General features: G+C 57.7%; 15 protein-coding genes and 1 riboswitch. Of the genes, 9 read left to right on the forward strand and 6 right to left on the reverse strand.

The window, feature by feature from the left end; all coding sequences use genetic code 11:
- Nucleotides 1-84: 84 nt before the first annotated feature.
- Together phoU and phoB are read left to right on the forward strand one after the other, a co-directional pair.
- Nucleotides 85-819 (forward strand): phosphate signaling complex protein PhoU, encoded by a 735-nt coding sequence (gene phoU / locus ABXH05_RS09320; RefSeq protein ID WP_348137026.1) that lies wholly within the window; start codon nucleotides 85-87, stop codon nucleotides 817-819.
- 53 nt (nucleotides 820-872) lie between these two features.
- Nucleotides 873-1,574, forward strand: coding sequence for a phosphate regulon transcriptional regulator PhoB (gene phoB, locus ABXH05_RS09325; protein ID WP_043948237.1), 702 nt, complete (start codon nucleotides 873-875; stop codon nucleotides 1,572-1,574).
- A gap of 102 nt (nucleotides 1,575-1,676) precedes the next feature.
- Here phoB and ABXH05_RS09330 read toward each other — a convergent pair whose 3' ends face one another.
- Nucleotides 1,677-2,186, reverse strand: a complete 510-nt coding sequence (locus tag ABXH05_RS09330; protein WP_043948238.1) for a GcrA family cell cycle regulator — start codon at nucleotides 2,184-2,186, stop codon at nucleotides 1,677-1,679.
- Nucleotides 2,187-2,504: 318 nt separating this feature from the next.
- Between ABXH05_RS09330 and ABXH05_RS09335 the strand changes: the two genes are divergently transcribed.
- The 5 genes from ABXH05_RS09335 to ABXH05_RS09355 all read left to right on the forward strand — a co-directional run bounded on the left by ABXH05_RS09335 (nucleotide 2,505) and on the right by ABXH05_RS09355 (nucleotide 7,301).
- Nucleotides 2,505-3,311, forward strand: a complete 807-nt coding sequence (locus ABXH05_RS09335; RefSeq protein ID WP_348137028.1) for an ABC transporter permease — start codon at nucleotides 2,505-2,507, stop codon at nucleotides 3,309-3,311.
- A gap of 220 nt (nucleotides 3,312-3,531) precedes the next feature.
- Complete coding sequence (locus ABXH05_RS09340; RefSeq protein ID WP_353560762.1) at nucleotides 3,532-4,764, forward strand: aspartate aminotransferase family protein; 1,233 nt, start codon at nucleotides 3,532-3,534, stop codon at nucleotides 4,762-4,764.
- The gene (gene argF / locus ABXH05_RS09345; RefSeq protein ID WP_353560763.1) at nucleotides 4,761-5,684 is read left to right on the forward strand and encodes an ornithine carbamoyltransferase; all 924 of its coding nucleotides are present in this window, start codon (nucleotides 4,761-4,763) and stop codon (nucleotides 5,682-5,684) included. Before ABXH05_RS09340 ends, argF begins: the two co-directional genes overlap by 4 nt.
- Before the next feature lie 2 nt (nucleotides 5,685-5,686).
- Nucleotides 5,687-6,697, forward strand: a complete 1,011-nt coding sequence (locus tag ABXH05_RS09350; RefSeq protein WP_353560764.1) for an Hsp33 family molecular chaperone — start codon at nucleotides 5,687-5,689, stop codon at nucleotides 6,695-6,697.
- Nucleotides 6,698-6,728: 31 nt separating this feature from the next.
- Nucleotides 6,729-7,301, forward strand: a complete 573-nt coding sequence (locus ABXH05_RS09355) for a hypothetical protein (RefSeq protein WP_353560765.1) — start codon at nucleotides 6,729-6,731, stop codon at nucleotides 7,299-7,301.
- On the opposite strand, the gene argE is transcribed toward ABXH05_RS09355, so the two are convergent.
- On the reverse strand, nucleotides 7,291-8,460 hold the full coding sequence (gene argE / locus ABXH05_RS09360) for an acetylornithine deacetylase (protein WP_353560766.1): 1,170 nt from the start codon (nucleotides 8,458-8,460) through the stop codon (nucleotides 7,291-7,293). The two genes, ABXH05_RS09355 and argE, sit on opposite strands and share 11 nt — an antisense overlap.
- A 248-nt stretch (nucleotides 8,461-8,708) precedes the next feature.
- Here argE and ABXH05_RS09365 point away from each other — a divergent pair, with 248 nt between their 5' ends.
- Nucleotides 8,709-10,034: an efflux RND transporter periplasmic adaptor subunit gene (locus tag ABXH05_RS09365; protein ID WP_353560767.1), complete on the forward strand. Its 1,326-nt coding sequence runs from the start codon at nucleotides 8,709-8,711 to the stop codon at nucleotides 10,032-10,034.
- A 2-nt stretch (nucleotides 10,035-10,036) separates the two neighbouring features.
- The gene (locus ABXH05_RS09370; protein ID WP_353560768.1) at nucleotides 10,037-13,288 is read left to right on the forward strand and encodes an efflux RND transporter permease subunit; all 3,252 of its coding nucleotides are present in this window, start codon (nucleotides 10,037-10,039) and stop codon (nucleotides 13,286-13,288) included.
- Nucleotides 13,289-13,312: 24 nt separating this feature from the next.
- Here ABXH05_RS09370 and ABXH05_RS09375 read toward each other — a convergent pair whose 3' ends face one another.
- The 4 genes from ABXH05_RS09375 to ABXH05_RS09390 all read right to left on the reverse strand — a co-directional run bounded on the left by ABXH05_RS09375 (nucleotide 13,313) and on the right by ABXH05_RS09390 (nucleotide 18,707).
- Entirely contained in the window at nucleotides 13,313-15,322 is a 2,010-nt protein-coding gene (locus ABXH05_RS09375; RefSeq protein WP_353560769.1) for an SDR family oxidoreductase, read from the reverse strand.
- Nucleotides 15,323-15,453: 131 nt separating this feature from the next.
- Nucleotides 15,454-16,911 (reverse strand): TrkH family potassium uptake protein, encoded by a 1,458-nt coding sequence (locus ABXH05_RS09380; RefSeq protein ID WP_353560770.1) that lies wholly within the window; start codon nucleotides 16,909-16,911, stop codon nucleotides 15,454-15,456.
- Nucleotides 16,912-16,985: 74 nt separating this feature from the next.
- Nucleotides 16,986-17,396: a Co2+/Mg2+ efflux facilitator ApaG/CorD gene (apaG, locus tag ABXH05_RS09385; RefSeq protein ID WP_348137607.1), complete on the reverse strand. Its 411-nt coding sequence runs from the start codon at nucleotides 17,394-17,396 to the stop codon at nucleotides 16,986-16,988.
- Nucleotides 17,397-17,489: 93 nt separating this feature from the next.
- Nucleotides 17,490-18,707 carry an O-succinylhomoserine sulfhydrylase gene (locus tag ABXH05_RS09390; protein ID WP_353560771.1) on the reverse strand — a complete coding sequence of 406 codons (1,218 nt, stop codon included), beginning with the start codon at nucleotides 18,705-18,707 and terminating at the stop codon, nucleotides 17,490-17,492.
- Nucleotides 18,708-18,792: 85 nt separating this feature from the next.
- Nucleotides 18,793-18,872: riboswitch (SAM riboswitch) on the reverse strand.
- Nucleotides 18,873-18,914 lie beyond the last annotated feature (42 nt).

The raw sequence follows: 18,914 nt of genomic DNA on the forward strand, positions 1-18,914 counted from the left end.
CTAGACTGTTCAGCAAGGTCCGCATAGTTGGGCCGTCAGGCTGAATGCCACACCGGGCTAAGGCCCAATCGGGAGAGACCCCAAGTGCAAGAGCATATCGTTACGTCCTTTGAAGAGGCTCTCGATAGTATCAACGAAAGCCTCGCACGCATGGGCGGCCTTGCTGAAAAGCAGCTGGCCGACTCCATTGAAGCGATTACCCGCCGCGACCGCGCGCTGGCGGAACAGACCGTTGCATCTGACAAGCAGATTGATGCTCTTGAGGTGGACATTGAAGCGCAGGCGCTGCGCCTGATTGCTCTGCGCCAGCCAATGGCGATTGATCTGCGCGAAACAGTCTCCGCCATCAAGATCTCATCGGACCTTGAGCGCATTGGTGATTTGGCCAAGAACATTTCAAAGCGCGCGCTGGCTGTGGATCAGGCAAGTCCGGGTCGTGCCATGCAGGGGCTTGAGCGCATGGGCCGTCAGGTCCTCAATCAGCTCAAGGAAGTGCTTGATGCCTACGCCCAGCGCGACAATGAGCGTGCCATGGTCGTCTGGCGGCGCGACGAAGAGATTGACGAGATGTACAACTCCCTCTTCCGGGAGCTGCTCACCTACATGATGGAAGATCCGCGCACGATTTCCCTGTGCACCCATCTTCTGTTTGTCGCCAAGAACCTTGAACGTATCGGCGACCATTCCACCAACATCGCAGAAACCATTCAGTTCCTTGTGACCGGTGAAGCGCTTGGAGAGAACCGGCCAAAGGGTGACACGACCAGTGTCACAAACATGGAATTCCCAGCTGACGCAGAAACACCACCGCAGTCATGATGCAACTCTCGACCGCGCCATCAGCTGCAAAAGCAATGTCCGGGGCAAGACCAATGAAAACGCAACCCCTCGTGCTCATCGTTGAAGACGAAGACGCACTGACGACCCTGCTGCAATACAATCTTGAAAAAGAGGGTTACAGGGTCTCAACCACAGCTGACGGCGAAGAAGCCACGATGATTGTGGATGAGCAGCAGCCTGATTTGGTCCTGCTGGACTGGATGCTGCCGCAGGTCTCAGGCATTGAGCTCTGCCGTCGCTTTCGGGGGCGCAGCGAAACACGCAACATTCCTATCATCATGCTGACCGCACGCGGCGAAGAAGCGGATCGTGTTCGCGGGCTGGATACGGGCGCTGACGACTACATCACCAAGCCCTTTTCCATGACCGAGCTTCTCGCCCGCGTCCGGGCAGTCCTGCGCCGTATTCGGCCAGCCCTGACAGACGACATTGTGACCTTCGGCGATGTGGCGGTTGATCGGTCATCCCACCGTGTGCGGCGAGGCGAGCGGGAAATTCATCTCGGGCCAACCGAATTCCGCCTGCTTGATCACCTGATCCAGCATCCCGGTCGTGTGTTCAGCCGCGAGCAGCTGCTGGATGCGGTTTGGGGGTCAGACGTCTATGTGGAAGCCCGCACCGTGGATGTGCATGTCGGTCGGTTGCGCAAAGCCCTGAACAATCCTGGCGAGCAGGATCCCATCCGTACTGTGCGTTCTGCCGGCTACGCTTTGGATGAACACTTCCGCGATTAGCAGAAACGTCAGGCGCGAAAACGAAAAAGGCGGACCGTTTGGCGGTCCGCCTTTTTGTTGAAGCCGTCTTCTTGGAAAAGACGTGAAAACTTGTGTCCGGCCTTAACCGATCATGCGGTTTGGAAACTGCCGTGGACGATCCTTGCGTTCCCGACGGGAAGGAAGTGGCTGATAGGCCTTCTTGGCGTGGGCTGCGCAATAGGGCAGGCCGGGTGCAGAACGCTGCCCGCAGAAGTGGAAGCTTTCGTCGCCCGGATCACCATTTGGCCACTTGCAGGTCTGTTCGGTGAGCTCCAGAAGGTTTGCCTGGGCATCAGGGTCGCTGATGACTTCTAGCTCTTCGGGTTCTGGCGCCGGAGCAACGGCTGTCTTCTTACTGGCCGTTTCACGCCGGGGCGCTGCCGTTGACGCTGCACGCGGCGCGCGCGGCGCTGCAGGGCGGCGACGGGTGACGCGGGTGGGTGCACCACGGCCTGACAGGCCCAGACGGTGCACTTTACCAATCACGGCATTACGAGTGACGCCGCCAAGCCGGGCTGCAATCTGACTGGCACTCAGCCCGTCGAGCCACATCTGCTTGAGCTGTTCAACGCGCTCATCGGTCCACGTCATCGCATTTTCCCCCTACAAATCGCAGATGAGCGGTCACTTTGGGTGTAAACCACAACATCTCGTGTTAACCTTGAGTTAACCTACTATATGGCCCGACTCGGCGGCAAGAGATGTTGTGGTTTTATAGGGGGTTATCCACAATATATTGATTCTAACGCTTCGCGAGGGCGTCGGCTGTGGATAAAGGCCTTGCGCGAGGTCCCGCAGGGGCATACCTCCCGCACCAAGGGTCACATCACATAAAGACAGCTGGTTTTTGGCGCAGGGGTCTGCCATTGCGCCACCAGCAGCCGCTTTGCGGCAGTTCAGGGGGAACGAATGACAGAAACACACTTTGAGCCCGGCGTCCGACGTTTTGGATCAGTCAACTGGCTTGGTCTCTGGACGCTTTATCTCAAGGAAGTTCGTCGCTTCATGAAGGTGTTCACCCAGACCGTCGCCGGTCCGGTGGTAACAGCGCTTCTGTTCTTTGCAGTGTTTGCAGTGGCCATGGGCCGAGCGGACACGGTGGTGGCGGGCGTGCCCTACCTGGCGTTTTTGGGTCCGGGCCTCATCATGATGACGGTCATTCAGAATGCCTTCGCCAATACCTCATCATCCATTCTGGTCTCCAAGGTGCAGGGCAGCACAGTGGATTTCCTGATGCCGCCACTCTCCCCCGGCGAGCTGAACGTGGCCTTCGCTCTGGGCGGCATGACACGCGGCGTGGTTGTGGCCATTGCCTCTGCGCTGGTGATCTCGCTCATTGCCCCCATGGGCATTTCACATCTGTGGGCCGTCGTCTTCTTTGTCTTGGCCTCGTCCCTCGCACTGGCGCTCATGGGTGTCCTTGCGGGCGTCTGGGCGGAGAAGTTCGACCATATGCAGGCGGTGACCAACTTCATCATTACGCCGCTGGCCTTCCTGTCCGGCACGTTTTACTCCGTGGAGCGTCTGCCGGAGATCGCGCGCGTTATCAGCAGCTACAACCCGTTTTTCTACATGATTGACGGCTTCCGCTATGGGTTCACCGGTCATGCTGACGGGTCTATCGCCACCGGCGTTGTCGTGCTGGTGGCCATCAATGTGGTTCTGTGGAGCCTTTGCTACTGGGTCTTCAAAAAAGGCTTTAGGCTCAAGGCCTAAGCGTCTCGCAGGGCTGATATCCGTGGACGCGGGGCGTATTGACATAGGCCCGCGTCCACGAAAGAATCCCGCTCCATTTTTGGCACGGATTTCAGAAATGCCGCCGTCGACCGGCGGCATTTCCATTTTCAGGGCCAGGTGAACCCAAGCGACGTCCGGCCCCGTGTATTTCGGGGCCGTGTGCGTTTGAAACAGTCGATTTTTGCCGAAGGATGAAACCGTGGCCCCGCACGCCGCAGATACCGCTATTAGTCCCGTACTCCCGACATACGCCCGCGCTGACATAGCGTTTGAGCGAGGGGAGGGCGCGTGGCTTGTCGCCACCAATGGCGACCGATATCTGGATTTCGGTGCAGGTGTCGCGGTGAATGCCCTTGGCCATGCCCACCCCAAACTGGTTGAAGCGCTGACTGAGCAGGCCAACAAGGTCTGGCATGTCTCAAACCTGTATCAGGTGGAGGGCCAGACGGCGCTTGCCGAAAAACTGATCAGCCTGACTTTTGCCGACACAGTGTTCTTTGCGAATTCCGGGGCGGAAGCGCTTGAGGCCTCCATCAAGATGGCCCGCAAGTATCATGCGGTCTCCGGACATCCTGAACGGTTCGAACTCATCACCTTCGAGGGCGCGTTCCACGGTCGGACCCTTGCCACCATCGCTGCAGGTGGTCAGGAAAAATATCTCGAGGGCTTTGGTCCTGTGACGCCCGGCTTCGTGCAGGTTCCGTTGAACGATATTGCCGCGGTCAAGGCCGCTATAACGGACAACACCGCCGGCTTCTTGATCGAGCCCATTCAGGGTGAAGGGGGCATCTGCGAAGCATCAAAGGACTTCATGCGCCAGCTGCGGGCATTGGCTGACGAACACGGTCTGCTCCTCGTGCTGGACGAAGTGCAAAGCGGTGTCGGCCGTACCGGGCACCTGTATGCCTATCAGGACATGGGAATTGAGCCGGACATCATGGCCTCCGCAAAAGGTATCGGCGGTGGTTTTCCACTAGGCGCATGCCTTGCGACGGCGGAAGCCGCCAAAGGCATGACACCGGGTACGCATGGCTCCACCTATGGCGGTAACCCGCTGGCTGTGGCCGTTGGCGGTGCCGTGATTGATGAAGTCTCGAAGCCTGAATTTCTTGAGCACGTCCGCCGTGTCTCCGGGCGATTGTCTCAGGGGCTGGCCATGCTGGCAGATGAATACCCCGACGTTATTGGATCCGTGCGCGGGCGCGGCCTGATGCTTGGTCTCAAATGCGTCAAGCCAAACACCGAGCTGCAGAAGGCCTTCATGGACAAAGGCCTGCTCACCGTTGCAGCAGGCGATAACGTCGTGCGTCTGCTGCCGCCACTCATCATTTCAGAAGACGAAGCAATGGATGCCGTTGCTCGCATAGAAGCCGTTTGCGCTGAGCTCTCCCCTAAGAGCACCGCAGGCCAGGAAGAGGTGTCTGCGTCATGACACACAAGAATTTCATCGATCTCAACACGCTGGACAAGTCAGCGCTGCGCAGCATCCTGGACCGCTCGCATGCCGCCAAGAAGGCGCGTGCCGGTTGGCCCAAGGGCCGTCAGGATGCGGACAAACCGCTTGAAGGTTATCTGCTGGCGATGATCTTCGAAAAGCCATCCACGCGCACCCGTGTTTCGTTTGACGTGGGCATGCGGCAGCTGGGTGGTGAAACGCTTCTGCTCAATGGTGGTGAGATGCAGCTTGGGCGTGGCGAAACCGTTGCAGATACTGCACGCGTCCTGTCACGCTATGTCGACATCATCATGCTGCGAACTGACGATCATGCGAAGATGCAGGAGTTGGCCGACCACGCTTCTGTGCCTGTCATCAATGGCCTGTCAGATGATGGTCACCCCTGTCAGTTGATGGCCGATGTCATGACCTTTGAAGAGCATCGCGGCCCCATCACTGGCAAGCGCGTGGCGTGGATTGGGGATGGCAACAACATGGCCCGGTCATGGATCGAAGCCACACACCGCTTTGATTTTGAACTCATGCTGGCCTGCCCACCGGAGCTGGCCCCGCCTGCGCAATGCATCGAAGATGCTGTTGCCGCTGGCGGCAAGGTGCGCCTGGTCAATGATGCCCATGAAGCTGCTGAAAATGTTGATGCCATTGTCACCGACACTTGGGTCTCCATGGGCGACAAGGAAGCAGAGCGCCGTCACAACCTGTTGGCTCCCTATCAGGTGAGTGCATCTGTCATGGGTGCAGCCAATGACGACGCCATCTTCCTGCATTGCTTGCCCGCTCATCGCGGCGAGGAAGTTACATCCGATGTAATCGACGGTCCGCAGTCAGTCATCTTTGATGAAGCTGAAAACCGACTGCATGCCCAAAAGGGCATTCTTGCCTGGTGTCTGGACTGATCATGGACCAGACAACACCTGTGTCCTCCGACGCACCCGCAACAAATGTGGTGGTAGACGCCACAGACGACGTGGTTCTGCCGTTCGCCATTGAAGGCATGAGCGTGCGTGGCCGTCTTGCGCGCACGGGGCCGGTCATCTCTGACATTCTCGGTCGTCATGATTATCCTCCTGCGGTATCGCGACTGGTCGCTGAAACGCTGCTGCTTGCGTCCATGCTGGGCACGGCGCTGAAGTTGGAAGGCCGCTTCACGGTCCAGACCTCAAGTGATGGACCGGTCGACCTGCTGGTTGCAGACATGACCAAGGACGGTGGCCTGCGCGGCTATGCCCATTTTGATGCAGACGCCGTTGCTGCTCTGGGCACGGAAACACCAACCCTTGAGCAACTAACCGGCAAGGGCAGCATGGCCCTCACGATTGATCAGGGCCCCGGTCGCAACTCCTATCAGGGCGTTGTTCCGCTTGAAGGCGACTCCATCGCGGCCTGTGGCGAAGATTACTTCCGTCGCTCAGAGCAACTGCCGACGCTGATCAAACTGGTTGTGGCTCAGTCCTTCGAGCGTGATGCAAGCGGCACCGCTGACGGTGGCTGGCGTGGAGGCGGCATCATGATCCAGCAGATGCCCGAAGATGGCGGCTTTGTCCGTGATCTGGATCCCGGCGATGCACCCGACGGCAGCGCAGCGACACAGGACACAGCCGAAGACGAGAACTGGAATCGCGCCAAAATCCTTATGGAAACTGTTGAGGATCATGAGCTTGTTGATCCGGCTCTGGCGTCTGAACAGTTGCTGTACCGGCTGTATCATGAGGATGGCGTGCGGGCTTTTCCGCCGCACCCGCTAAGCTTCTCATGCAGGTGCTCTCAGGATTACATTAAGGGCGTGCTTGAAGGATTCGGCTCTGAAGAAATGGCCGACATGCACACAGATGATGGCCGCATAGAGGTGCGATGTGAGTTTTGCAGCAGCACATACAACTTTGATCCGGACGAGTTCAAAGGCAGCTAGGGCGCTTGGCGTTCTGCTGGCGGTCGGGTTTATGGCTGCGTGCGCCAATTCATCACCGCCCCCACCTTCCGGCCCTGTGGCTGCAACCATCACCTTTGCGCACAAGACACCGCTCGCTTTGGATGTGGCCTCTGTCGAACTGGTTGAGCCATGGCGGCAGCCCGGTACACCGCCGCATATCGGTCATCGCAATGCCAACAGCCCGCCCGACATTGTGCGCGCGTGGACCCGTGACCGCCTCAAGGCGTCACCCGGCGGCGCCGGTGCAAAGGATGGCACGGTGCTGCGCGTCATCCTGCAGGACGGCGCTGTAACGCGAACGGCCCTGAAAGTGGAAGAGGGTGTCGGTGGCCTGTTCCGCGATGAAGCGGATACCCAGATTGATGCCGCAGCCGCCGTTGATGTTGAGGTTGTGGACCCGGTGGCCGGACGCATCGGCAGCGTCAGCGTGAAAGTTGTTGGCAGCCGAAAGATACTTGAAAGCGCCAGCATCAATGAGCGTGATCGGGTCTATTTCGCGTTGATGGAAGAGATCGCAGCATCCCTCAACAGCGCGCTTGAAAACGGTCTCAATGCTGAGTTGGGTTTCGTCATCAAGCGCTGATGTAGTCCACCAGCCGCGATAGAAAATCATCACATGCTTCAAGCTGTGCCTGGGTCACCCACTCATCGGGCTTATGCGCCTGCTGAATGCTTCCTGGTCCGCACACAAGCGTTGGAATACCAACATCCTGAAACAGCCCTGCTTCGGTCGCATAGGACACAGCCTGTCGGTCATTGGTGCCCGCCAGCATCATCACGGCGGTTTCCAGCGGCGAGGCTTCTTCACTGGCTTTCAGCCCCGGCGCCTGCGCAAGCGTTTCAATTGTGATGTCTGCGTCAGGATAGACCTTCTGCATGTCGGGCAGCAGGTCGCGGCGGGCATAGTCCATCAGCCGATGACTGATCTCGTCTTCGTCCTGCCCCGGCAAGGTCCGGTGCTCGAACGCAAACCAGCAATGGCGCGGGACGATGTTTGTGGCGGTGCCACCACCTATGCGGCCCACTGACAGTGTGGTGTAGGGCGGTGAAAAACGACCCGTCGCATCTCCGCGTTGACGCATCTCTTCGGCAATCTCAGCCAGATGGGAAATCATCCGGGCAGCAGCAATGATCGAGTTCACACCCTTGTCGGTCTGGCTGGAGTGAAACTCCAGACCAGTCACTTCAACACGAAAGGACCGAATGGCCTTGTGCGCATCCACCACGGCCATATCTGTTGGCTCACCCACGATGACCAGATCGGGCTTGGGCAGGTGCTTCGCAATGTGCGCAATCATCGGGCGCACGCCAAGACAGCCGATTTCTTCGTCATAGGAAAAGGCAAAATGGACGGGACGTTTCAGGTCGGCTGCGGCCAGTTTGGGAAGCTGTGACAGTGCGCAGGCAATAAACCCCTTCATGTCACATGCCCCGCGCCCGTAGTAACGGGCATCACGCACATCCATGGTGAAAGGATCTGTCGTCCAGTCCTGATCAGCGACCGGCACAACGTCCGTGTGTCCCGAGAGCACGATCCCGCCCGGCCCGTCACCCCCGATTGTGCCGTACAGATTGGCCTTTGTGCCGTCCTCATTGGGCAGCAACTCGTAGGTCATGCCGTGTGCGTCCATCAGGCCTGTAATGAAGTCTGTCAGGGCCAGATTGCTCAAATGGCTGGTCGTATCGAACGAAATCAGCTTCGCGAGCAGGTCAGGGGCCGCATAGGAAACATTATCAGGCATGGGGATAGAGGCTCCGGAAACTCAAAAACTCAGTATTCATGGTGACTTAGGAAAAAATCCGACGGATTCAGCCCGATGTGACCGTTTGACACAAAGCAATCCGGTTCACACATGTGGACCGTATATCATCTAGGGTCTTTTGCCTCGCGAGGTTTGCGATGCTGACCAGCCATTCATGATCTGTTGTGGCACCGTTCATCGACCACGGGTCACTATGGGGCCATCACATACCGCCCGAAAGGCAATTGATGCTTGATCGCTACGAGGATGAAGAGCGCGGCTCCCGCCAATATGGGCGCGATAGCGCACCTGCTTTGCCCGGCGACGAGCCTTATCGTCCCTGGTGGCGTCGCTTTTTGCCGCTGCTCATTCTTGGTGGCGCAATCGCCGCGTTTGCACTCCTGCGCATTACCCAGCCAGAAGTCGTGCCCGAAGCGCCTGAAGAGCGCATCTGGACAGTGAATGCCTCTACAGTTGAGTTTGCCGATATTCAGCCTGAGCTGCAGGTATTTGGTGAGATCGTGCCGGGCCGCAAGGTTGAACTGCGCGCCCTCGTTGCGGGTGAAATTCTCGAAACTGGTGAGAATTTCCAGGAAGGCGGCATCATCAAGGCAGATGATCTGCTCGTCCTGATTGATCCCTTCGACTACGAAGCCGCCCGTGACGAAGCGACAGCTCAGCTTGACGAAGGCCGTGCCCGCCTTGCGGAGATCAAGGCGCGCGCCGTGCTTGAGGGCCAGGCACTCGTAAGTGCACGCCAGCAACTCACCATTCGCCAGCGGGATTTGAGCCGGGCCATCCGCCTTGCCAAGGGGGGCAACATTTCCCAAAAGACAGTGGACGACCGCCGCCTTGCCGTGAGCCAGCAGGAAGCCGCTGTTGACCAGCGCGTCAGCAATGTAGCTGTCGAAAACTCGCGTGTTGAGCAGCAGCAGGCAACTATCTCGCGCCTTGAGGTTGGTCTGCGCCGTGCCGAACGTGATCTCAACAACACGCGCGTCGTCTCGCCATTCACCGGCTTTGTTGGCGACGTGTCTGCAGAACGCGGCAAGCGGGTAAGCCTCAACGACAAACTGGCGGATTTAACAGACGCAGACCGGCTTGAAGTTGCCTTCACTCTGTCCGACGCGCAATATGGCCGCATCATTGCAGCAGAAGGCAACGTCACCGGGCGGCCGGCCAAAGTGCTGTGGCGTGTAGGCAATCGACAGATTGAATATGATGCGACCATCGAGCGGGTCGGTGCCGAGATATCGGCAGCTTCCGGCGGTGTCGAAGCCTTCGCCCGCCTTGAAACCAAGGGCACAGATACACCATTGCGCCCTGGTGCGTTTGTAGAGGTCCGACTTCCAGACACCCGCTACGAACAGGTGGCGCAACTGCCCGAAACAGCGCTGTACGAAAGCAATCGTGTCTATGTGATTGCAGAAGGCCGACTTGAGGCCCGCGAGATTGAAGTCGCTGCACGTACGTCAGACGGTATTCTGGTCAGCGGCAACCTGGTACCGGGAGAAAAAGTCCTGGCGACGCGATTTGCCGAAGCAGGACCCGGCGTTCGTGTTGAGGAGCGCTAGTCATGTCAGGGCGCGATGATTTTTCCGACGACGATCAAACCGATCCCTATCGCTCCATAGCGGCAGCTGATCGCCCGCGCGGCATCCTTGGTTTCTTTGTGGTGCATCGCAATGCGGCCAATCTGCTGATGGGCATGCTGGTGGTGGCTGGCCTGTACGCGCTGACCCAGCTCAACACACAGTTTTTTCCGCGGACCGAGATCCCAACAATCTCGGTCGTCATTGCATGGCCCGGTGCCAGCGCCGAAGACGTCGAAGGCAATATCATTGAGGCGATTGAGCCTGAGGTGAGGTTTCTCGATGGCGTGGACAGTGTAGATAGCTATGCGCGCGAAGGCGTAGCGCAAATTGTCGTCGAGTTTGCCAGCGGTGCTGACATGCAAAAAGCGCAGGCTGATATCGAGCAGGCTGTCTCAAGCGTCACCACGCTGCCCCAGGACAGCGAGCGTGCTGTCATCAGCCGCTTCATCTTTTATGAGTCTGTCGCTGCTCTCGCCATTTCCGGCCCTTTCACTGAAAGCGCCCTGCGCGCTTACGCAAAAGACATCCGTGACGAACTTCTGAACTCCGGTGTGGACCGGGTTGTCATGAAGGGCGTGCGTGACCCTGAACTGATTGTTGAGGTGTCCGCTGCCAACCTGCGTCGGCTTGATCTGTCGGTCGCAGATGTGTCTGCGCGCATCCGTCAGGTCAGTCAGGATTTGCCGTCGGGCACGCTCGAAGGCGCGCAGGAAAAGCAGCTACGCTCCATGGGGCTTGCAACAGATCCAACCTCTCTGGGTGCCATCGAAATCAAGTCGCTTGCAGGTGGTGAAAAAGTACGCCTGCAGGATATCGCCGACATTCGCGATGGGTTTGACGAAAGTCAGTCGACGGGTCTGCGCGGCGGTCAGCTGGCCATGCAGCTTGATATCCAGCGCGCGATGACCGCTGACACACTGGACGTACAGGCGAATGTGGAAAAGGCCCTCGCAGGCCTGACCTCCACCTTGCCGCCGACCCTCAAGGTCGAGATGTTCAACGTTCAGGCTGATCTGGTGTTCGACCGGATCATGCTGCTGGTCAAGAACGGCGTTGGTGGGCTTCTCCTCGTGTTGGCCATCCTCTTTGTCTTCCTCAACGCCCGTGTCGCATTCTGGGTGTCAGCCGGCATTCCGGTCGCCATGATGGCCACGCTGGCCGTCATGCTGGCAACTGGTCAGTCGATCAACATGATCTCGTTGTTCGCGCTCATCATGACAATTGGCATCATCGTCGATGACGCCATCGTGGTCGGCGAGCATGCAACGACGTTGCGCGAGCAGGGACATCCGCCTGCGGTTGCTGCCTATCTTGGTGGCAAGCGCATGTTCGGCCCGGTGTTCGCCGCCATCCTCACGACGGTGGCCGCCTTCGCGCCAATTCTTCTGATCGGTGACATCATCGGACAGATCCTTCGCGCCATGCCGTTGGTTGTTATGGCCGTCATGGTCGCCAGTCTGGTTGAGTGCTTTTTGGTTCTGCCCGGCCATATGCATCACGCCCTTGAAGGCAGCATGAAGCAGAGCCGGTTCCACGCTTGGTTCAACGCCCATTTTGCCCGCTTCCGCGATGGACCGTTTCGGCGGATTGTCGCTGTGTCTTTTGACATGCGCTATACGACGCTGGCCATTGCAGCGGCAGCCTTCATCATCTGTATCGGGTTAATGCAGACAGGCCGCGTTGGATTCCAGTTCTTCCCCTCCCCAGAGGGCGAGACGGTGGATGCCAATGTCATTTTTGCCCCGGGTACGCCGCGCGAAACCACGCAGGATGCCATCGAGCAGATTGACGCCGCGCTGGAGCGCGCTGTCCTGCAGCTTGCAGGCGAAGACGGTGTTCTTGTGCAGATGTCTTACGGCACCATTGGCGAGACCGGTGGATCCTTCAGTGCAACCACGGGTGATAACCAGGGCAGCCTTCAAGTTGAGTTGGTTGCATCCGAACTTCGCAGCATCCGAACCCGCGACCTTGTGGCGGCATGGCGCGCGGAGCTGCCTGTCATTCCTGGCGTGGAGCGCATTGCCCTCAAGGAGCGGCGCGGTGGCCCTCCCGGGCGCGATCTTGATGTGCGCCTTACCGGCGGTGATCCGCGAGAGTTGAAAGCAGCCGCACTTGAAGTCCGCGATCTGCTGGCGACCTTTGATGGTGTGTCAGACATTGAAGATGATCTGCCTTACGGCAAACAGGAACTGATCCTCGAAGTTAATCCACGTGGTGCTGCGCTTGGCTTCACAACAGAAACCGTTGGCCGTCAGGTGCGTAACTCCTTTGAGGGATCCATCTCAAAACGATTTGCTCGGGATGACGAGGAAGTAACGATCCGCGTCCAGCTGCCCGACGTAGAAAAATCCCGAGCGCTTGAAGACTTGTTCCTGCGCACCGATCAGGGCCGCGAAGTACCGCTTACAGAAGTTGTCTCCATCCGCGAGCAATCCGGCTTCTCCCGACTGCGCAGGGAAGATGGCAAAAGGTTTGTGTCCATCGCTGCTGAAGTTGATGCGCTGGCAGCCGACTCAAATGCCATCATTCGCGCCTTGCCGGAGCAGGGTCTTGCTGACATTGCGGCCAAGTACAATCTGCAGTTTGAGTTTGCAGGCCGTGCCGAAGAACAGGGAGCAGCCTTTGCTGACCTAGGTGCAGGCACGCTCATTGCCTTGATTGCGATCTACATCATCCTTGCGTGGGTCTTCGCAAGCTATGCGCGCCCCATCGTGGTGATGTCTATTATTCCGTTCGGTCTTGTGGGTGCTGTGCTCGGCCATCTGGTCATGGGCTTTGACCTCACCATCCTGAGCTTCGTCGCTCTGCTTGGCCTTGCGGGCATTCTGGTGAATGACTCGATCATTCTCGTGGATCAGATCGACAACAGGCTCGATGAAGGCATGAACGTGCGCGACGCTGTGATCAATGGGGTACAGGACCGCTTGCGCGCGGTGTTGCTCACCTCATTGACAACCGTCGGTGGGCTCACGCCCCTTCTGTTTGAAACCAGTCTGCAGGCACAATTTCTGTTGCCCATGGCAATTACTCTGGCCTTTGGTCTGGCGACCGCAACCTTCCTGGTGCTTCTCGTCGTGCCGGCCATTCTGGGTATTCAGGAAGACGCCCGCGCACTCTTCGGGCGCAAGCGCTCGCCCCGCATCATCGATATTGATGCCGAGGCCATGGACGAAGCAGACGCCCGCATTGCTGAACGTGACAATGTTCGCCGCATCCCCCGGCCGGGCGAGTAACCGCCCGACCAGGATAAGTGAGGCCTACCAGTGAATGCCGCGGGTAAGCGCTGCCAGCGCCACGGCTTCGTTGCTGACTTTCGGCTGCGCCTTGTCGCCCGGCTTGCCACCCTTGGCAGCATTTGAATCGGGAAACAGCCGGTACGTCGTGTTGAAGATCGTGTTCATGGCCTTGGGTGCCAACGCCCACGCCACCTGCGCGAATGTACCAAGACGCGTACTGACACTCGTGGGCTTTTCAACAATCGCCCGGCAAATGAGGTTAGCGGCATCTTCCGGAGACAATGTTGGCACGTGGTCATACATCTTCGTAGGTGCGATCATCGGTGTACGGACCAGCGGCATGTACACATTGGTGAAATTGATATTGTTGTGCTGGTACTCAGGCGCCGCACATGAGGAGAACGCCCCAAGCGCGGACTTTGATGCCACATAGGCGGAGAAGCGTGGCTGGTTTGCCTGCACACCAATCGACAGGATGTTGATGATGTGTCCGTTGTTCTGGTTCACCATATGCGGCAGGAAGCCCATGATGAGACGCAACGCACCAAAGTAGTTCAGCTGCATGGTGCGCTCAAAGTCATGGAAGCGGTCATAGGACAGCGACACAGACCGGCGGATTGAGCGACCGGCGTTGTTGACCAGAACATCAGCCCGTCCCAGATCGTCGATCACCTTCTTCACGAATTTGTCGCAGTCTTCAATCTCTGCAGCATCCAGCGTGTAGGCGTGGACTTTGCCTTTGCCCTTCTTTTGAAGGTGCACTTTCGTTTCAGCCAATGTCTCGGCTGTACGTGCAGCAATCACCGTCGTCGCGCCTGCGGCTACCAGCTTCTCAGCGACCGCAAGTCCGATGCCTGATGTGGCACCTGTAACAATCACGACCTTGTCTTTGACAGCGCCTGAGAGCGTGCGGTCCTGGAACAGTGACGGATCAAGGTTCCGTTCCCAATAGTCCCAAAGCACCGGCGCATAGGATTCAAGTTCAGGGCATTTGATGCCAGACCCCTTGAGGGCTGCTGCCGTATCCCGGTTATCGAACTTGGTGGGATAGTTGAAAAACTTCATCGTCGCACGCGGAATGCCGAAGTCTGCCAGAACACCATCAGAGATGGTGCGCACCGGCGGCAGATTCTTGATGCCGTCACGAACAGCTTTCGGGATGAAACCAAAAATCCCCGCATCAATACGCATGGCAAATTCAGGACCATGTCCCGCGCGTGCAAACGTGTTGAGCACATCACCCACACGCATCCCGTCCGGGTTGGTGAGATGGAATGTTTTCCCGTTCAGGCCGGTCTTATGTGCAATGTGGTCCATGGCATTCGCCACATAGTCCACCGGCACAATGTTCATATATCCGCCTTCAAGGCCCACCAGAGACAGCCAGCGGGGCAGGGCATTGCGCAAACGCTGCAGCATCTTGAAGAAGAAGTAGGGGCCATCAATCTTGTCGATGAAGCCGGTCTTGCTGTGCCCGACAACAATGCCGGGACGATAAATCCGATAAGGGATCGTGCAGTTTTCACGCACGACCTTCTCAGAGTCGTGCTTGGTGCGGAAATAGGGGTGTTCGTTTTCCTCCCATTCCTCATACATGTCTTCGCGCCAATAGCCATTGAACAGACCAGCCGCGGCGATGGAGCTTGTGTGGTGGAAGCACTTTGCTTTGACAGCTTCAGCAAAGGTCACCGCATTGTTGGTGCCTTCAACATTGGCCTTGATCTGGCTGTCTGCATCTTCGTTGGCGATGTCATAGATCGCAGCAAGGTGGAAGACGTTGCCGATCTTGCCGCGAAGGGCAGCAATCTGCTTGGCAGAGACACCGAGCTTGGCTTTGCCAAGATCGCCCGTGACCGGAACAATCCGGTCTGCAGCGTTGGGTGTTTTTTCTGACAGATCGTCAATCAGGCTTTTGATCTTGGCCTTGGAGCCAGACCGCACCAGCACATAGATCTTGCCTTTACGGGCCAGAAGATTTTCCAGCAGATGCCGACCGATAAAACCGGTCGCACCGGTCACAAAGCTGTCCATAGGACACCCTCCCCAAATTCGTTCCCTGTGTATCGAAAGCCTGGCTCATTGAGCGGCCAGCTCCCGTTGTTCTGACAGAAAGACTAGGGGAAACACGCCGCCTGTACAGGCAAAAGTGTGGGAAAGGGGGACTATGACCGCCAAAAAATGCGCGAAAAGAGAATGAGCACCGTGAACAGCTCAAGGCGACCGATGAGCATACCCAGTGCCATCAGCCATTTGGCCGTATCCGGAATACCTGAAAAGTTGGCTGAGGGACCGACTTCAGGTCCAAGCCCCGGGCCAACATTGGCAATGGATGTGGCGGCTGACGATAGAGCCGTCAGCGGTTCAAGCCCTGAAAAGGTCAGCAGCAATGCGAGTCCGCCGAAGCACGCGATGTACAGAAAGAAAAAACTCATCACTGATGCAGAGACGCTTTCAGGGATCGCCCTGCGATTGTAATGGGGAATGAAAATCCCGTGCGGATAGATCATCCGGCGCAAATGGCTCATGCAGGTGGCAGCAATCACCTGCACGCGGAAAATTTTGAGGCCACATGACGTGGAACCCGAGCACCCACCGATAAACATCAGCGTAAAAAACAGTGCAATTGCGAAGGGGCCCCACGCACCATAATCCTGCGTGGCATATCCTGTGCCCGTCATCACGGAAACAACGTTGAACGCGGCATAGCGAACTTGCGCTTCCAGGGTCCCCTCTATGCCGCGCGTGATCTGATAAATAATCATCGCAAGGGTCGCAATCGCGAGCAGGCTCAGGAACACCCGCACCTGCGTATCCTGCAGGAACGGCATGGCCTTGCCGCGAAACGCCTGGATATACAGAACGAACGGCAGGCTGCCTGCAATCATGCCCGCGATAATGATGTAGTGGATGAGGGCGCTGTCGAAGTGGCCAACCGATGCGTCACGGGTCGAATAGCCCCCGGTGGCAATGGTCGTCATCGCATGATTGATACCGTCAAAAAAATTCATGCCCGCAGCCCAAAGGGCAAACGCGGTCACAACCGTAAAAATCACATACACAGTGGTGATGGTGCCTGCGAGGCCGGCTGCACTGGGCAACACTTTCTCAGGCGTATCAAACGCCTCCACCTTAAACAGCTGCATACCACCGACCTGCAGGATCGGCAGAATGCTCACGGCCATAACAATGATCCCGATGCCGCCGAGCCATTGCAGCAAAGATCGCCAGAGCAATAGTCCCGGCGGAACCGCATCGAGCCCGACAATGATGGTGGATCCGGTGGTCGTCAGCCCGGACATGCTTTCAAAAAAAGCGTCCGTGTAGGACAGGTTGAGCTCGGAGAAGGCAAAGGGCAGAGCACCGAAGACGACCAATGACATCCACACGGCCGGCACCAGCACAAAGGCCTGCTTGAGGGTCATGTCGCCGGCGCTGCCCCAGTTCATCAGGGCAAATGTGACGCCAAAGAAAGTGGTGACAACGGCCGACGCCAGAAACACCCGCCAATCCGGATTGGAGACAGCCGCATCGTAAAGCGCTGGCAACACCATCGCGATGCCAAGCGTCACGAGCAAAATGCCCACCACCAGAAGTATTGGCCGCGCGTCAAACAACGCCAAGGGCATGCTCCCCTATTGGCATCACGGGTGAATCAATCAGTGGGGTGAGTGTAGAGCGCCAGAGGTAAACTACGCTAGTTGACGCTCTTGAAGTCGTGCGGGCTATCAAGTGAGAACGCCGGAATGGTGACGTCGAAGCGTTCTCCGCCACCTGACAACATGCCGTATGTGCCGCTCATGATGCCTGACGGCGTTGGGAGCGGTGCACCGGAGGTGTACTCGAAACACTCACCGGGTTCGATCACCGGTTGTTCGCCGACAACGCCATCCCCGCGTACTTCCTGCACGCGACCAAGCGCATCGGTGATGCGCCAGTAGCGGTCCTGCAGCTGAACGCTTTCGCCACCCTCATTTTCAATCTCCACCTCATAGGCCCACACATAGTGGTCCTCGGATGGTTCAGACTGATCATCAAGATAGACCGGACGCACCCGCACGCGGATGTTGCGGGTCAGCGCATCATAGAAGAAATCGTCTTCAATCATGTCACCATCCATGTCCGCCTGAGCGAATTCCATGAAAATCGGGTCCGCCATACTTGAGCGCGTCCTTATAAAACTAATCTACTGCAATCGGCCTCAGGCTGCATCCAGCCCGAAACCAATATCATCTGTCAGGTCCGCAGCGTCTTCGAGGCCCACAGATAGTCTCAGCATTGCATCTGAGATGCCAAGTTCTGCGCGGGCTTCAGGTGTCAGCCGCTGATGTGTCGTTGTCGCCGGGTGCGTGATGAGGCTTTTGGCGTCCCCAAGATTGTTACTGATCTTGATCACGCCCAGCTGGTTTGCCAGCCGGAAGGCTGCTTCCTTACCGCCCTTAACCTCAAAAGCAATCATGTTGCCGGGCAATTTCATCTGTGCGGCCGCCAGATTGTGCTGCGGATGGTCAGAACGTCCAGGATAGATCACCCGGGCAATCTTCTCCTGCGCACCGAGAAAATCGGCAACGGCTATCGCATTTTCACAGTGGCGTTGGACCCGCAAATCCAGTGTCTCCAGGCTCTTAAGCATAACCCAGGCGTTGAAAGGGCTCAGCGCCGGCCCCGTCTGCCGCAAGAAGTTTGCCAGATGGTCAGTGACGAATTCGTCAGATCCCAGAACCACCCCGCCAAGGCAGCGGCCCTGACCGTCAATGTGCTTCGTGGCGGAATAAACCACTACATCTGCGCCAAATTCCATGGGTTTTTGCAAAACCGGCGTGGCAAAAACATTGTCCACCACCAGCCGCGCGCCCGCATCATGGGCAATGTCAGCAACCGCTTTCAGGTCGATAATGTCCAAAGTGGGATTGGTGGGTGTTTCGAGAAAGAACACTTTTGTGTTCGGCCGGCGCGCCTCACGCCATTGGTTAAGATCGCAGCCATCCACCAAAGTGCTTTCCACGCCAAAGCGCGGCAGCAGTTCTTCAACAATGTAGCGGCATGAGCCAAACAGCGCCCGGGCAGCAACCACATGGTCGCCGGCGCTAAGCTGACACAGCATGGAGGCGGTCACAGCTGCCATGCCTGTTGCGGTTGCGCGGGCAGCCTCAGCACCTTCAAGCGCAATCATGCGCTCTTCAAACATCTGGACCGTTGGATTGGAGAAGCGGGAATAGATAAAGCCGTCATTCTCGCCCTTGAAGCGGGCTTCCGCCTGCTCGGCACTGTCATAGACATAGCCGGAGGTAAGGTACATTGCTTCGGAGGTTTCGCCGAAGGGGGACCGCTGGGTCCCGCCATGCACCATTTCGGTCTGTGGACGCAGCTTGCGGTCTGACACTGTGCTGTTCTTGCTATCGTTTGTTGGCTCGCCCATGGGGCCTTCTCCTTCAAACGCCCAAAAGAAAACCCGGCCTGTTTTCGCATCCGCCAACAGGCAGATCAAAAAACACAAAAGGCCGGGGGGCGCCCGTCCGACCTTTTAGCGCTGTTGTTTAACGTGGCCGCAAGCCGGTCGGCTCAAATCACCACGGGTGCCATGAACGGCCCCGATGGGCCCCTCAGACGAAGCGAGTCATACGCC

Source organism: Pyruvatibacter sp. HU-CL02332, assembly GCF_040362765.1.
Taxonomy (GTDB): Bacteria; Pseudomonadota; Alphaproteobacteria; order CGMCC-115125; family CGMCC-115125; genus Pyruvatibacter.

Excerpts from the sequence above, each read along its gene's own strand:
- phoB (WP_043948237.1), top strand. The coding sequence starts at position 873 with ATGAAAACGCAACCCCTCGTGCTCATCGTTGAAGACGAAGACGCACTG.
- ABXH05_RS09330 (WP_043948238.1), bottom strand. The coding sequence starts at position 2,186 with ATGACGTGGACCGATGAGCGCGTTGAACAGCTCAAGCAGATGTGGCTC.
- ABXH05_RS09335 (WP_348137028.1), top strand. The coding sequence starts at position 2,505 with ATGACAGAAACACACTTTGAGCCCGGCGTCCGACGTTTTGGATCAGTC.
- argF (WP_353560763.1), top strand. The coding sequence starts at position 4,761 with ATGACACACAAGAATTTCATCGATCTCAACACGCTGGACAAGTCAGCG.
- ABXH05_RS09350 (WP_353560764.1), top strand. The coding sequence starts at position 5,687 with ATGGACCAGACAACACCTGTGTCCTCCGACGCACCCGCAACAAATGTG.
- ABXH05_RS09355 (WP_353560765.1), top strand. The coding sequence starts at position 6,729 with ATGGCTGCGTGCGCCAATTCATCACCGCCCCCACCTTCCGGCCCTGTG.
- argE (WP_353560766.1), bottom strand. The coding sequence starts at position 8,460 with ATGCCTGATAATGTTTCCTATGCGGCCCCTGACCTGCTCGCGAAGCTG.
- ABXH05_RS09365 (WP_353560767.1), top strand. The coding sequence starts at position 8,709 with ATGCTTGATCGCTACGAGGATGAAGAGCGCGGCTCCCGCCAATATGGG.
- ABXH05_RS09370 (WP_353560768.1), top strand. The coding sequence starts at position 10,037 with ATGTCAGGGCGCGATGATTTTTCCGACGACGATCAAACCGATCCCTAT.
- ABXH05_RS09375 (WP_353560769.1), bottom strand. The coding sequence starts at position 15,322 with ATGGACAGCTTTGTGACCGGTGCGACCGGTTTTATCGGTCGGCATCTG.
- apaG (WP_348137607.1), bottom strand. The coding sequence starts at position 17,396 with ATGATTGAAGACGATTTCTTCTATGATGCGCTGACCCGCAACATCCGC.
- ABXH05_RS09390 (WP_353560771.1), bottom strand. The coding sequence starts at position 18,707 with ATGGGCGAGCCAACAAACGATAGCAAGAACAGCACAGTGTCAGACCGC.